General features: G+C 70.8%; 11 protein-coding genes and 2 tRNA genes. 4 read left to right on the top strand and 9 right to left on the bottom strand.

Annotated features, from left to right (window positions below):
- Positions 1–5 precede the first annotated feature (5 nt).
- The 9 genes from AC1Q5D_RS03400 to AC1Q5D_RS03360 all read right to left on the bottom strand — a co-directional run bounded on the left by AC1Q5D_RS03400 (position 6) and on the right by AC1Q5D_RS03360 (position 8,144).
- Positions 6–1,415: an APC family permease gene (locus tag AC1Q5D_RS03400; protein ID WP_481737159.1), complete on the bottom strand. Its 1,410-nt coding sequence runs from the start codon at positions 1,413–1,415 to the stop codon at positions 6–8.
- A gap of 158 nt (positions 1,416–1,573) precedes the next feature.
- A complete protein-coding gene (locus AC1Q5D_RS03395; RefSeq protein WP_481737158.1) occupies positions 1,574–2,029 on the bottom strand; it encodes a MarR family winged helix-turn-helix transcriptional regulator in 456 nt (151 codons plus the stop codon).
- Positions 2,022–3,167 (bottom strand): LLM class flavin-dependent oxidoreductase, encoded by a 1,146-nt coding sequence (locus tag AC1Q5D_RS03390; protein WP_481737157.1) that lies wholly within the window; start codon positions 3,165–3,167, stop codon positions 2,022–2,024. The genes AC1Q5D_RS03395 and AC1Q5D_RS03390 overlap by 8 nt, the downstream gene beginning before the upstream one ends.
- 159 nt (positions 3,168–3,326) lie before the next feature.
- Complete coding sequence (locus AC1Q5D_RS03385; RefSeq protein ID WP_481737156.1) at positions 3,327–4,820, bottom strand: malate:quinone oxidoreductase; 1,494 nt, start codon at positions 4,818–4,820, stop codon at positions 3,327–3,329.
- Positions 4,821–4,901: 81 nt separating this feature from the next.
- The gene (locus tag AC1Q5D_RS03380; protein WP_481737155.1) at positions 4,902–6,647 is read right to left on the bottom strand and encodes an ABC transporter substrate-binding protein; all 1,746 of its coding nucleotides are present in this window, start codon (positions 6,645–6,647) and stop codon (positions 4,902–4,904) included.
- Positions 6,648–6,741: 94 nt separating this feature from the next.
- Positions 6,742–6,826 (bottom strand) — tRNA-Leu (locus AC1Q5D_RS03375).
- Between the two features lie 63 nt (positions 6,827–6,889).
- Positions 6,890–7,375: a thioredoxin-dependent thiol peroxidase gene (gene bcp / locus AC1Q5D_RS03370; RefSeq protein WP_481737154.1), complete on the bottom strand. Its 486-nt coding sequence runs from the start codon at positions 7,373–7,375 to the stop codon at positions 6,890–6,892.
- Positions 7,376–7,460: 85 nt separating this feature from the next.
- A tRNA-Lys gene (locus tag AC1Q5D_RS03365) sits at positions 7,461–7,536 on the bottom strand.
- A gap of 107 nt (positions 7,537–7,643) precedes the next feature.
- A complete protein-coding gene (locus AC1Q5D_RS03360) occupies positions 7,644–8,144 on the bottom strand; it encodes a hypothetical protein (protein ID WP_481737153.1) in 501 nt (166 codons plus the stop codon).
- Positions 8,145–8,241: 97 nt separating this feature from the next.
- On the opposite strand from AC1Q5D_RS03360, the gene ilvD reads away from it, so the two are divergent.
- The 4 genes from ilvD (at position 8,242) to ilvC (ending at position 13,695) form a co-directional block, all read left to right on the top strand.
- Positions 8,242–9,945, top strand: coding sequence for a dihydroxy-acid dehydratase (gene ilvD, locus AC1Q5D_RS03355; RefSeq protein ID WP_481737152.1), 1,704 nt, complete (start codon positions 8,242–8,244; stop codon positions 9,943–9,945).
- 293 nt (positions 9,946–10,238) lie between these two features.
- Positions 10,239–12,119 carry an acetolactate synthase large subunit gene (locus AC1Q5D_RS03350; protein WP_481737151.1) on the top strand — a complete coding sequence of 627 codons (1,881 nt, stop codon included), beginning with the start codon at positions 10,239–10,241 and terminating at the stop codon, positions 12,117–12,119.
- A 3-nt stretch (positions 12,120–12,122) separates the two neighbouring features.
- Complete coding sequence (ilvN, locus tag AC1Q5D_RS03345; protein ID WP_481737150.1) at positions 12,123–12,635, top strand: acetolactate synthase small subunit; 513 nt, start codon at positions 12,123–12,125, stop codon at positions 12,633–12,635.
- A gap of 34 nt (positions 12,636–12,669) precedes the next feature.
- Positions 12,670–13,695, top strand: a complete 1,026-nt coding sequence (gene ilvC / locus AC1Q5D_RS03340) for a ketol-acid reductoisomerase (RefSeq protein ID WP_481737149.1) — start codon at positions 12,670–12,672, stop codon at positions 13,693–13,695.
- Positions 13,696–13,709 lie beyond the last annotated feature (14 nt).

The following is a 13,709-nucleotide window of genomic DNA, read 5'->3' as shown; positions in this document are numbered from 1 at the left end:
CCGGCCTAGCCGCCCAGCTGCGAGGGGTCCTGGAAGCGGGACGGGCGGTTGCGGTGCGTGGCGCGGGTCCAGAGCCAGTTCGCGAGCCACAGGACGAGCCCCAGCGCGATCATGGCGCCCGCGATCGCGTACTCGATGGGGTCCTGCGCCCACGGGCCAACGAGGAAGGCGCAGGTGACCATGCCGACGTAGGGCAGGATCGTCGGCGCGCGGAAGTAGTCGCCGTCGTAGGGCCGGCGCCGCAGGACGACGACGGCGAGGTTCACGACGGTGAACACGGCCAGCAGCAGGAGCGCCGTCGTCCCGCCCAGCGCGGAGACCGTGTCGTCGCCCATGAAGTTGGTGACCGCGATGATCAGGCCGACCGCCAGAACGGTCGTGAAGACGATGGACGCCCAGGGCGTCCGCCGCCCGGAGTGGACCTTGCCGAGGAACGCGGGCAGCACGCCCTGCCGGGACATGCCGTAGAGCAGCCGGGAGGCCATGAGCATGTTGATCAGCGCCGTGTTGGCGACGGCGATCATGGACAGGAACGGGTAGATCTCCGCGATCGGCACGTTGGGGGCGCCGGCGGCGACGACCTCGAGCAGCGGGGTCGGGCTCTCGGAGAGCTGCCCGACGGGAACGACGGCCACGGCGCAGATCGAGACCAGGACGTAGACCAGGGCCGTGATGCCGAGGCCGGTCAGCATGACCTTCGGGAACGTGCGCACCGGGTCCTTGGTCTCCTCGGCCATGTTGACGGAGTCCTCGAAGCCGACCATCGAGAAGAAGGCCAGGGAGGTCGCCGCGGTCAGGGCGAGGAAGACGCTCTTGTCCTGGGGCGTCTCGAACGCGACGACGCGGCTGAAGTCGGCGTTGCCCTGGGAGATGGCCCAGAAGCCCACGAGGATCACGAGGATCAGGCCGGTGAACTCGATGATCGCCAGAACCACGTTGAGCTTCACCGACTCGGAGACGCCCCGGAAGTTCACCAGCGCCAGCAACACGATGAAGACGACGGCGACGGCGGTGACCCCGCCCTGGTCCCAGTCGAGGCGGAACCCGGCGATGAAGTTCTCGCCGATGAACTTCGATGCGGTCGAGGCCGACGTGATGCCCGAGCTCAACACCGCGAACGTCACCAGGAACGTCAGGAAGTGCAGCCCGAACGCCTTGTGCGTGTAGAGCGCCGCGCCGGCCGCCTGCGGGTACTTCGTGACGAGCTCCAGATAGGAGAACGCGGTGATGGTGGCCACCGCGAAGGCCAGCAGCAGCGGCAGCCAGGCCGCGCCGCCGATCTCTCCGGCGACGCGGCCCGTCAGTGCGTAGACGCCGGTGCCGAGGATGTCGCCGACGATGAAGAGCAGTAGCAGCTTGGTTCCAATGGCCCGCTTCAGCTCCGGCTGGTCGCGGGTTGCGGCGGTCTGGTCCATGGGGAGCCCCCTTGCGTGCCGTTCTCGCCCGTCCGGCGGAGCCGGGGCCGGCCAGCGCGGGCCGCGGACCGCCGGGACGGGCCTAGTGGGGCCCAAGTTACCACCGGGCGGCGGCGGGGGCACGGACGGGCGGCGTCCCGTTCCGCCCGCCCGGCCCGCTAGTCGCCCAGGGCGGAGGCGATCCGGCTGGAGAGGCGCTCCAGCTCCGCGAACTCCTCCGCGCTCAGCGCGTCCCCGATGAGCTCGTGGATGCTGCGCACGTGCTCCCGCCCGATGCGCCGCTGCAGCGCGCGGCCCTCCTCCGTCAGCGAGACGATCACGGCGCGCTGGTCCGTGGGGTCGGGGCGCCGCGCCACGAGGCCGCGGGCCTCGAGCCGCTCGGCCATCCGGGACAGGGACGGCTGGCTGATCAGCAGGTGCCGGTTCAGGTCCGACAGGCGCGAGGCGCCCGAGGGGCACCGGCTGAGGTTGAACAGCACATCGTATTCGCGCATCGGCAGCTCGCGGAACTCCGGCATCCGCTGCATGCGCCGCATGACCGCCACCTGGGTCCGGAACAGCGCCTCCCACGCCGCCGTGCTGGCCCTCGGGTCGGAGCGCCGGGACTCAGCCACGGCCCGGTCCCGCGGTCGCCCCGGCCCCGGAGGCGGCGTTGCGCGCCTGTGCCGGCTCGATCCCGGCGCGCTGGGCGGCGACGAGATTCGCGTGCGTCGGGGCCTCGGGGTGGTCGGCCGGCTTCCGCTTGGCGAATTCGGCGCGCAGCTCCGGCAGGACGTGCTCGCCGAAGAGGTCCAGCTGGTTCAGGACCGTCTTCAGCGGCAGGCCCGCGTGGTCGATGAGGAACAGCTGCCGGTGGTAGTCGCCGAAGAACTCCTGGAAGGACAGCGTGCGCTCCAGGACCTCCTGCGGGCTGCCGACGGTCAGCGGCGTCTGGGACGTGAAGTCCTCCAGCGAGGGGCCGTGCCCGTAGACCGGCGCGTTGTCGAAGTAGGGGCGGAACTCGCGCACGGCGTCCTGGGAGTTCTTGGCCATGTAGAACTGCCCGCCCAGGCCCACGAAGGCCTGGTCCGCGCGGCCGTGCCCGTAGTGTTCGAAGCGCTCCCGGTACAGGCTGATCAGCTGCTGGTAGTGCTCCTTGGGCCAGAAGATGTTGTTGGCGAAGAACCCGTCGCCGTAGTAGGCGGCGATCTCCGCCACCTGCGGCGTGCGGATGGAGCCGTGCCACACGAACGGCGCGACCCCATCCAGCGGGCGCGGCGTCGACGTGAAGTTCTGCAGCGGAGTGCGGTGCTTGCCCTGCCAGCTCACCGTGTCCTCGTCCCAGAGCCGGCGCAGCAGGTGGTAGTTCTCCACGGTCAGCTCGACCGAGTCCTGGATCGACTTGCCGAACCAGGGGTAGACCGGGGCGGTGTTGCCGCGGCCGAGGACGAGGTCCGCGCGCCCGTCGGAGAGGTGCTGGAGCATGGCGAAGTCCTCGGCGATCTTCACCGGGTCGTTCGTCGTGATCAGGGTGGTGGCCGTGGAGAGGATGATCCGCTCGGTCAGCGCGGCGATGTGGGCCAGCGTCGTGGTCGGCGAGGAGGAGAAGAACGGGGGGTTGTGGTGCTCGCCGATGGCGTACACGTCCATCCCGATCTCCTCGACCTTCTGCGCGATCGCGACCGAGGCCTTGATCCGGTCGTGCTCGCTGGGGGTCGTCCCGTTGGTCGGGTCGGCCGTGATGTCGCTGACGCTGAAGACGCCGATCTGCATGGGTGCTCCTGGTTCTGCGGGGGCGGGTCTCCGCCCATCTTACATGCGTTCGCATATAAAACGGCGACGGGCCGCCGTTCATTCCCCGGGGCCCGCAACGCGCCGGGGCCGGCCGCAGACGCCGTCGCGTCCGCGGCCGGCCCCGGCCGGCGGTGGGGCTCAGTCGAGCTCGAGCACCTTGTTGGTCTTCTCCGTGACCTCGGCCAGCAGGCCGGGGTTCTCGTTCAGCTTCACGCCGTAGCTGGGGATGATTTCGCGCAGCTTGGACTCCCAGCCGGCGTACTGGGACGGGAAGCAGCGGCGCAGGACCTCGATCATGATGGGCGCGGCCGTGGACGCGCCGGGCGAGGCGCCGAGCAGGCCGGAGATGGTCCCGTCCGAGCTCGTGATCACCTCGGTCCCGAACTGCAGGACGCCGCCCTTCTGCGGGTGCTTCTTGATGACCTGCACGCGCTGCCCGGCCGAGATGAGCTCCCACTGGCTGCCGTGGGCGCCGGGGAAGTACTCGCGCAGCGAGGCGTCCTTGGCCTTGCGCGTCTTGAGGACCTCGCCGACCAGGTACTTCACGAGGGAAAGGTTGTCCTTGCCGACGGCCAGCATGGGCACCAGGTTGTGCGGGCGGATCGACAGCGGCAGGTCCAGCAGGGAGCCGGTCTTGAGGAAGTTCGTCGAGAACCCGGCGTAGGGCCCGAACATGAGCGAGCGCCGCCCGCCCACGAAGCGGGTGTCCAGGTGCGGCACGGACATCGGCGGGGCGCCGACGGAGGCCTGGCCGTAGACCTTCGCATGGTGGCGCGACACCGTGGAGTCGTCGGTGCAGCGCAGGAACTGGCCGCTGACCGGGAACCCGCCGAAGCCCTTGGCCTCGGGGATGCCGGAGGCCTGCAGGAGGCGCAGGGCCCCTCCGCCGGCGCCGACGAACACGAACTTCGCTGCGACGGTCGTCTTCTCGCCGGTGGCCTTGTTCTGAACGGTCAGCTGCCAGCCGCCGCCGGCGCGGGCCAGGTCCGTCACGCGGTGCCCGAAGTGCAGCTCCGCCCCGGAGGCCGTCAGGCTGGAGGCCAGCTGGCGGGTCAGCGAGCCGAAGTCGACGTCGGTGCCACCGGGCACCCGCGACGCGGCCACCCGGACCGACTCGTCGCGGCCCTCCGCGACCAGGGGGGCCCAGTCGGCGATGGTGGACAGGTCCTCGGTGTGCTCGATGGTCTCGAACAGCGGCTGGGGGCGCAGCGCCTCGTAGCGCGTCCGCAGGTAGTCGGCGTGGTCGTCGCCGATCACGAAGCTCATGTGGGGCAGCGGGTTGATGAACGTCTTCGGCGCGCCCAGCAGGCCGTTCTCCACCAGGTGCGCATAGAACTGGCGGGAGACCTGGAACTGCTCGTTGATCCCGATCGCCTTCGCGGGGTCCACGCTGCCGTCCGCGGCCGCCGGCGTGTAGTTCAGCTCGCACAGCGCCGAGTGGCCGGTGCCGGCGTTGTTCCACGGGTCGGAGGACTCCAGCCCCGCCTCGTCGAGGTTCTCGTAGAGGGAGACGCTCCACGTCGGCTCCAGCTGCTTGAGGAACGTCCCGAGCGTCGTGCTCATCACGCCACCCCCGATCAGGGCGACATCGACATTCCGGGAGGGGGCAGGTGACGGCACGGTGTTCTCCATCCGAATTCACTGGTGGTCCGAGGCAAGGTTAGCGCGGGGGCCGGGGCGGCAAAAATCCGGCCGTCCGCGGACGGAACAGTCCTACGTGGCGAGTCTCACACGGTCGTAGCGCTCGTCGAGGACGGGGCTCGAGGGGTAGGCCACGACGCGTTCGCCGGCGGCGACCGCGGAGATCGGGAAGGCGATCGGGACGGCGGGCAGCTCCTCGGCGATGAGTTCGCCGATGCGCGCATAGGCCTGCACCCGGGCCTCCGAATTCGGCATCGAGCGGGCGGCACTGATCCGGGCCTGCAGCTCGGGGGAGTCGTGGCCGAATTGCGCGCCGCCGACGCCGAACAGCGAACCCACGAAGTGGTCCGGGTCGCGGTACGCGCCGATCTGCCCGAGCAGGTGGAAGCCCGGCGTGCGGCCCTCGAGGACGTGGTCGAGGTAGCCCTGGTCCCAGGCGATGGGGACCGGCCGGATCCGGAAGCCGGCCGCCGTCAGCTGGCGGCTGACATCCGCGTAGATGAGCTCCGGCAGGGGAAGGTAGGAGCGCGTCACGCGCAGGGGATAGGCGAACGGGATGGGCTCCCCGTCGTACCCCGAGTCCTTGAGGAGCTCGGCCGCGCGGTCGGGGTCGAATCCGTGCCGGGTCTCGGGGTCCGGGACGCCGAGACTGGGCGGGATGAAGCCGTGGGCGTCGGCGGTGCCGGCGATGAAGTGGCGTTCGATGAGCTGGCGCCGGTCGACGGCGTGGGCCGCCGCCTGCCGGGCCAGCGGGTCGGCCAGCGCGGGATGGGCCTGGTTGAGCCCCAGGTAGAGCACCGTGAACGGATCGCGCTGCACGATCTGGCGTCCGCCCCGGACGAGGTCGCGCAGTTCCGGCGCCGTGACCATGTCGTACGCGTCGATCTCGCCCTGCTCCAGGGCGCGCAGGCGCGCGTCGGAGTCGCGCAGGACGCGGAAGTGCACGCGCTGGGGCGGCGTGCCGCCCAGGCCGTCCTCCCGGGCCGGGGCCCAGTGGTCAGGGTTGGCCTCGAGGCGGAGGGGGCCGTCGGCGTCCCCGGCCATCGTGAACGGCCCGGTGCCGACCGGGCGCCGGCCGAACGCGGTGGACTTCGTGCCGTCCGCGCCCACGTCGTCGGCGCCGCCCCGCACCAGCGCGCGCGGCGAGGCGATCCCGAAGCCGGGCATGGTGAGCGCCTCGATGAGCCCGGTGACGGGTCGGCGTAGCCGGAGCCGCACGGTGGAGCCGTCGATGGCGGTGCAGCTCCCGTACGCGCTCCCCGTCGACGCGCCGGCAACGTCCGGGAGCGTGTCGCCGGGTGGCGTCCGCGCGGAGCGGGGCAGGACCGGCGCGGGCAGGGGGTCGTGGTGGTGGAACACCGCCTCGAACGCGAGGCCGGGACCGCCGCCGACCCGGGCCGGGAAGCCCGCCCAGCGCTCGAAGTTCGCGACGACGGCCTCCGCGTCGAACGCCGTCCCGTCGTGGAAGCGGACGTTGGGCCGGAGCCGGAAGACGTACTCGAGGCCGTCCGCGGAGGCCTTCCACGAGGTGGCGAGCGCGGGCGTCGGGGCGCCGGTGTTCGGGTCAACGCCGACGAGTCCCTCGAACACCTGCCGCGTGACGCGCTGGGACTCCGTGTCGATGGCCAGGGCGGGGTCGAGCGTCCTCGGCGTGCTGGCCAGGGCAAACCGGAACTCCGGAGGCGGCGCGGACGACGACGTTCCGGCGGTCGGGCCCGGCTCCGCGGGCGTGCAGCCAGAGACCGCAGCGACGAGGGCCGCGCCGAGGCCGAGCACGGTGCGCCGGGATGGCCCGGCCGGCGGGGTAGCTGCGCTCACGTGGGGTCGTTCACCTCGACTTGCTCCTGGGGGTGGCCGGCCCGCGGTCCGCCGCGGGCCTCCGGCGGCGGGCCGCCGCGGCGGCCGGAGCCGATGGTGCGAGCGGGGGGACTTGAACCCCCACGTCCGAAGACACTGGAACCTAAATCCAGCGCGTCTGCCAATTTCGCCACGCTCGCCGGGGCCGCACAGGGGTGTGTCAGGGCCCGGGCCAGTCTACCGGACGGGCCCGGGCCGGGTGCCTAGGCCGCGGCCAGCTTCAGGTCGCGGCGGAGCTTCGCGACGTGGCCGGTGGCGCGCACGTTGTACTGGGCCAGGACGACGTCGCCCTCCGGTCCGACGACGACCGTCGAGCGGATCAGGCCCTCGTACGTGCGCCCGTAGTTCTTCTTCTCGCCCCACGCGCCATAGGCCTCGGCGACCGCGTGGTCGGCATCGGAGAGCAGCGGGAAGGTCAGTCCCTCCTTTTCGCTGAAGGACGCGAGCTTGGCCGGCTGGTCGGGGGAGACGCCGACGACGCGGTAGCCGGCCGCCTGCAGGGCCTCCAGGCTGTCGCGGAAGTCGCAGGCCTGCTTCGTGCACCCGGGGGTGGAGGCGGCCGGGTAGAAGTACACGATGGTGTTCTCCCCGGCGAAGTCCGCCAGGGAGACCTGGTTGCCGTCCGCGTCGGGCAGCGTGAACGCGGGGGCCTTGTCGCCGGGGGTGAGCCGCTGTGCCGTGTCTGCCATGTCCTTGCTCCTGGGTCGGAAGGGTGGTTGGGAGGGTGGTGGATACGACAAAGGAGGCCGACCCTATGGCCGGCCTCCTTCGTGTTGGTGCGCCCCCCGGGACTCGAACCCGGAACCCATTGATTAAGAGTCAATTGCTCTGCCAGTTGAGCTAGAGGCGCCTGCTCCGCGACCGTCCGGTTTCCCGTTCCGTCGTCTTCGCAACGAGTAAGAACATTACCAGCGGCGGCGGGGCGAGACAAATCGAAAGGCCTCCCTGCGAGGCATGTCACACCGCGGTGGTCGCGTCGCCCTCCGCCGCGGCGCTGCCGAAGGCGTCGACATGGGTCATGAATTCGTCCATGAACTCCCGGAATTCCGCCGCGTCCGGCGCCTGGTGGAGCCGGATTCGGCCGCGCGGCGCGCTGGTGACCGCCGACGGTGCGTCGACCAGCGGCTCGTCGGCCACGTCGAACCGGTAGACGCGGCCGGTGCTGGTGCCGACCTCGTGCCCTCCCTCGCGGACCTGGGCCAGGTGGCTGAGGTTCGTGAGGTTCACGGAGACGGCGGGGGAGAGGGCGGCCAGCGTGGCCGGGTGCAGCGGCGCGATGACGAGCTCGAGGGGCTGCCGGCGGAACCCGAGGACGAACTCGCCGCCGGCCCCCGCGCGCCCGGCCGCATAGACGAGGTTGTAGCTGCCGAAGTTGGGGATCTGGCCGTCGAAGGCGCGGTGCAGGTGCGCCTTCAGTGCGGCGTCGTCGTGGTCGGCGGCGTGCGGGGCTGTGGCCATGCCTCCAGCATAGGCGCGCGGTGCCGCGCCGACCGGGTGCGTCACACGCCGGTCACGCGTTCCGGCGGCCCCGCCGCACGGCCATAGAATCGCGTGCATGAGCCAGGATTCCACCCCAGACATCAAGCCCCGCAGCCGCGCCGTCACGGACGGCATCCACGCCGCGCCGTCGCGCGGCATGCTGCGCGCCGTGGGCATGCACGACGAGGACTTCTCGAAGCCGCAGATCGGCATCGCCAGCTCCTGGAACGAGATCACCCCCTGCAACCTGTCCCTGAACCGCCTGGCCCAAGGGGCGAAGGAGGGGGTCCACTCCGGCGGCGGCTACCCGATGCAGTTCGGCACCATCTCCGTCTCCGACGGCATCTCGATGGGCCACGAGGGCATGCACTTCTCTCTGGTTTCCCGCGAGGTCATCGCCGATTCCGTCGAGACGGTGATGATGGCCGAGCGCCTGGACGGCTCGGTCCTGCTGGCCGGCTGCGACAAGTCGCTGCCCGGCATGCTGATGGCCGCGGCGCGCCTGAACCTCTCGTCGGTGTTCCTCTACGCCGGCACGATCATGCCCGGCTTCGCCAGGATGTCCGACGGGACGGAGAAGGAAGTCACGCTCATCGACGCGTTCGAGGCCGTCGGGGCCTGCGCGGCGGGAACCATGAGCGCCGAGGACCTGGATGCCATCGAGCGGGCGATCTGCCCGGGCGAGGGCGCCTGCGGCGGGATGTACACCGCCAACACCATGGCCTCGATCGGCGAGGCCCTCGGGATGTCCCTGCCCGGGTCCGCGGCGCCGCCGTCGGCCGACCGCCGCCGCGACGCGTTCGCGCGCAAGTCCGGCGAGGCGGTCGTGAACCTGCTGCGCAAGGGCATCCGGGCCCGCGACATCATGACCCGCGAGGCCTTCGAGAACGCCATCGCGGTGACGATGGCGTTCGGCGGCTCCACCAACGCCGTGCTGCACCTGCTGGCGATCGCCCGCGAGGCGGAGGTCGAGCTGACCCTGGACGACTTCAACCGGATCGGCGACAAGGTCCCGCACCTGGCCGACATGAAGCCCTTCGGCAAGCATGTCATGTTCGACCTGGACAAGATCGGGGGCGTCCCCGTGGTCATGAAGGCCCTGCTCGACGCGGGCCTGCTGCACGGCGACTGCCTCACGGTGACGGGCAAGACCGTCGCCGAGAACCTGGCGGAGCTCAACCCTCCCGCGCTCGACGGCCAGGTGCTCCGCACGCTCGACAACCCGATCCACCGCACCGGCGGCGTGACCATCCTGCACGGTTCGCTCGCGCCCGAGGGGGCCGTCGTGAAGTCCGCCGGCTTCGACGCGGACGTCTTCGAGGGCACGGCCCGCGTCTTCGAGCGCGAACAGGGCGCACTGGACGCGCTGGACGCCGGCGGGATCCAGGCCGGCGACGTCGTCGTCATCCGCTACGAGGGCCCCAAGGGCGGCCCGGGCATGCGCGAGATGCTCGCGATCACGGGCGCCATCAAGGGGGCGGGCCTCGGCAAGGACGTCCTGCTGCTGACCGACGGCCGCTTCTCGGGCGGCACGACCGGGCTGTGCATCGGCCACGTCGCCCCGGAGGCCGTCGACGGCGGCCCCATCGCGTTCGTCCGCGACGGCGACCGGATCCGTGTCGACATCGCCGCCCGGACGTTCGACCTGCTCGTGGACGAGGCGGAGCTCGAGCAGCGCAAGGCCGGCTGGGAGCCGCTGCCCGCCCGGTACACCAGCGGCGTCCTGGCGAAGTACTCGAAGCTGGTCAAGTCGGCCAGCGTCGGCGCCTACTGCGGCTAGGCGCCCCGGTGCCGCCGTCGCGCCCCCAGCGGGTGTTCGACGGCGGCGCCGGCGCCGTCCGCCCACCGGACCAGGTGTCCGTATACTGAGACGCGGCGTCCGCCATTTGACAGGGTTGCGGCGCGGCGGGGAGACTGGGCGCATGCGCAACCGCACCACCGTCCTACGAGTTACCAAGCGCGTGGCCTAGGCCGCCGATTGGCTGGACAGGTGACGCGCCAAACCCCGCTGCTGCCGCAAGGCCAGAGGGGTTTTTTCATGCGCAGAACACCGAGAAGAGAAGGATGAATCCGATGAGTGAGGGAACACCCATCAGTCCGTCGCTGGTGGCCAAGGCCGCCGGCCGCTCCAAGGATGCGCCTCCTGTCTCTTCCGCCGTGGATGCGTCGGGCGCCGTGCAGGGCCCGAACAACACCGTTGCACCCACGGAGATGACTGGCTCACAAGCCATCGTCCGCTCGCTGGAAGAATTGGGCGTCACCGACGTCTTCGGGTTGCCGGGCGGGGCCATCCTCCCCACCTACGACCCGCTCATGGACTCGACCAAGATCAACCACGTCTTGGTCCGCCACGAACAGGGCGCAGGCCACGCGGCCCAGGGCTACGCGATGGTCACCGGGGAGGTCGGCGTGTGCATCGCCACGTCGGGCCCCGGCGCGACCAACCTCGTGACCGCCATTGCCGACGCGCACATGGACTCCGTGCCGATGGTCGCCATCACCGGCCAGGTGAGCAGCGCGGCGATCGGCTCCGACGCCTTCCAGGAGGCGGACATCGTCGGCATCACGATGCCGATCACCAAGCACTCGTTCCTGGTCACGCGCGCCGAGGACATCCCGCGCACCATGGCCGAGGCGTTCCACATCGCCGCGACGGGCCGGCCCGGGCCGGTCCTGGTGGACATCACCAAGGACGCCCAGCAGTCCAGCATGTCGTTCGCCTGGCCCCCGCGGATCGACCTGCCCGGCTACAAGACCGTCGTGCGCGGCCACGCCAAGCAGGTCCGCGAAGCCGCCAAGCTGATCGCGGGCGCCCAGCGCCCGGTCCTCTACGTGGGCGGCGGCGTCCTCAAGGCGGACGCGTCCCCCGAGCTGCTCGAGCTGGCGGAACTGGTCGGCGCGCCCGTCGTCACCACCCTCCAGGCGCGGGGCGTGTTCCCGGACTCGCACCCGCAGCACGTGGGCATGCCGGGCATGCACGGCTCCGTCTCCGCCGTGACCGCGCTGCAGCAGGCCGACCTGCTGATCACGCTCGGGGCGCGCTTCGACGACCGGGTCACCGGCGTGCTCTCGTCCTTCGCCCCGCACGCGAAGGTCATCCACGCGGACATCGACCCGGCGGAGATCTCCAAGAACCGGGTCGCCGACATCCCGATCGTCGGTTCCGTCAAGGAGATCATCCCGGAGCTGGCCGCGGCCTGCCGCACCCGGTTCGACGAGGACGGCCGCCCGGCGCTCGACGCCTGGTGGTCCATGCTCCGCCGCCTCATGGAGACCTACCCGATCGGCTATACGCCGACCAACGACGGGCTCTCCGCGCCGCAGCACGTCATCGAGCGCATCGGTGCGCTGACCGGACCCGAGGGCGTCTACGTCGCGGGCGTCGGCCAGCACCAGATGTGGGCCGCCCAGTTCGTGAAGTACGAGCGACCGCGGGCCTGGCTCAACTCCGGCGGCCTCGGCACGATGGGGTACTCGGTGCCGGCGGCCATGGGCGCGAAGGTCGGCAACCCCGACCGCGTCGTCTGGGCGATCGACGGCGACGGCTGCTTCCAGATGACCAACCAGGAGCTGGCCACCTGCGCGATCAACAACATCCCGATCAAGGTCGCCGTGATCAACAACTCCTCGCTGGGCATGGTGCGCCAGTGGCAGACGCTCTTCTACGACGGGCGCTACTCGAACACCGACCTGCACACCGGCCACGAGACCGCGCGCATCCCGGACTTCGTCAAGCTCGCGGACGCCTACGGCTGCGTCGGCCTGCGCTGCGAACGGGACGAGGACATCGACGCCACGATCGCGAAGGCCCTGGAGATCAACGACCGGCCGGTCGTGATCGACTTCGTGGTCAGCCGCGACGCGATGGTGTGGCCGATGGTGCCCGCCGGCGTCAGCAACGACGCCATCCAGATCGCCCGGGGCATGACCCCGGACTGGGAACAGGAGGACTAGGCCATGGCCCGCCACACCCTTTCCGTGCTGGTCGAGGACGTCCCCGGCGTCCTGACCCGCGTCGCCGGCCTGTTCGCGCGGCGCGCGTTCAACATCCACTCCCTGGCCGTCGGACCGACGGAGGTCGACGGGATCTCCCGCGTCACCGTCGTCGTCGACGCCGAGGGCGACCTGCTCGAGCAGGTCACCAAGCAGCTCAACAAGCTCATCAACGTCATCAAGATCGTCGAACTGACCCCCGACTCGTCCGTGCAGCGCGACCACATCCTGGTCAAGGTGCGGGCGGACGCCGCGACCCGGCTGCAGGTGACCCAGGCAGCCGACCTGTTCCGCGCCTCGGTGGTGGACGTGTCCACCGATTCCCTGATCATCGAGGCGACCGGGACCGCCGGCAAGCTCAGTGCGCTGCTGGCCGTCCTGGAGCCGTTCGGCGTCCGCGAGATCGTCCAATCCGGGACCCTGGCCGTCGGCCGGGGCTCGAAGTCCATGTCGGACCGCGCGCTGCGCTCCGCCTGAGCTACCACCCGCCCCCACGAAGGAGTAAACGAAAGTGACCGAACTGTACTACGACGACGACGCCGACCTGTCGATCATCCAGGGCCGCAAGGTCGCCGTCATCGGCTACGGCTCCCAGGGCCACGCCCACTCCCTGAACCTGCGCGACTCGGGCGTCGACGTCCGCGTCGGCCTGGCCGAGGGCTCCAAGTCCCGCGCCAAAGCCGAGGCCGAGGGCCTGCGGGTCGTCTCGGTGGCCGAGGCCGCGGCCGAGGCCGACGTGATCATGATCCTCACCCCGGACCAGGTCCAGGCGAAGGTCTACGCCGAGTCGATCGCCGACAAGCTGGAGGAGGGCAACGCCCTGTTCTTCGGCCACGGCTTCAACATCCGCTTCGGCTTCATCCAGCCGCCGGCGAACGTGGACGTCGCGCTCGTCGCGCCGAAGGCCCCGGGCCACACGGTGCGCCGCGAGTTCGAGGCCGGCCGCGGCATCCCGGACCTGATCGCAGTCGAGCAGGACCACAGCGGCAAGGCCAAGGAGCTGGCCCTGTCCTACGCGAAGGCGATCGGCGGCACCCGCGCGGGCGTCATCGAGACGACCTTCACCGAGGAGACCGAGACGGACCTCTTCGGCGAGCAGGCCGTCCTCTGCGGTGGCGCCTCCCAGCTGATCCAGTACGGCTTCGAGACCCTGACCGAGGCCGGCTACAAGCCGGAGATCGCCTACTTCGAGGTCCTGCACGAGCTCAAGCTGATCGTGGACCTGATGTGGGAGGGCGGCATCGCCAAGCAGCGCTGGTCGGTCTCCGACACGGCCGAGTACGGCGACTACGTCTCCGGCCCGCGCGTCATCACCCCCGAGGTGAAGGAGAACATGAAGGCGGTGCTCGCCGACGTCCAGTCGGGCGCGTTCGCCAAGCGCTTCATGGACGACCAGGCCAACGGCGGGAAGGAGTTCCTGGAGCTGCGCAAGAAGGGCGAGGACCACCCGATCGAGGCCACCGGCCGCGAGCTGCGCAAGATGTTCAGCTGGGTCGCCGCCAACGACGACTACACCGAGGGCTCCGTGGCGCGCTAGGCACCACGGCCCCC

Source organism: Arthrobacter paludis (assembly GCF_056782315.1).
This window is presented reverse-complemented; position numbering and strand designations above follow the sequence as displayed.

Excerpts from the sequence above, each read along its gene's own strand:
- AC1Q5D_RS03400 (WP_481737159.1), bottom strand. The coding sequence starts at position 1,415 with ATGGACCAGACCGCCGCAACCCGCGACCAGCCGGAGCTGAAGCGGGCC.
- AC1Q5D_RS03390 (WP_481737157.1), bottom strand. The coding sequence starts at position 3,167 with ATGCAGATCGGCGTCTTCAGCGTCAGCGACATCACGGCCGACCCGACC.
- AC1Q5D_RS03385 (WP_481737156.1), bottom strand. The coding sequence starts at position 4,820 with ATGGAGAACACCGTGCCGTCACCTGCCCCCTCCCGGAATGTCGATGTC.
- bcp (WP_481737154.1), bottom strand. The coding sequence starts at position 7,375 with ATGGCAGACACGGCACAGCGGCTCACCCCCGGCGACAAGGCCCCCGCG.
- AC1Q5D_RS03360 (WP_481737153.1), bottom strand. The coding sequence starts at position 8,144 with ATGGCCACAGCCCCGCACGCCGCCGACCACGACGACGCCGCACTGAAG.
- ilvD (WP_481737152.1), top strand. The coding sequence starts at position 8,242 with ATGAGCCAGGATTCCACCCCAGACATCAAGCCCCGCAGCCGCGCCGTC.
- AC1Q5D_RS03350 (WP_481737151.1), top strand. The coding sequence starts at position 10,239 with ATGAGTGAGGGAACACCCATCAGTCCGTCGCTGGTGGCCAAGGCCGCC.
- ilvN (WP_481737150.1), top strand. The coding sequence starts at position 12,123 with ATGGCCCGCCACACCCTTTCCGTGCTGGTCGAGGACGTCCCCGGCGTC.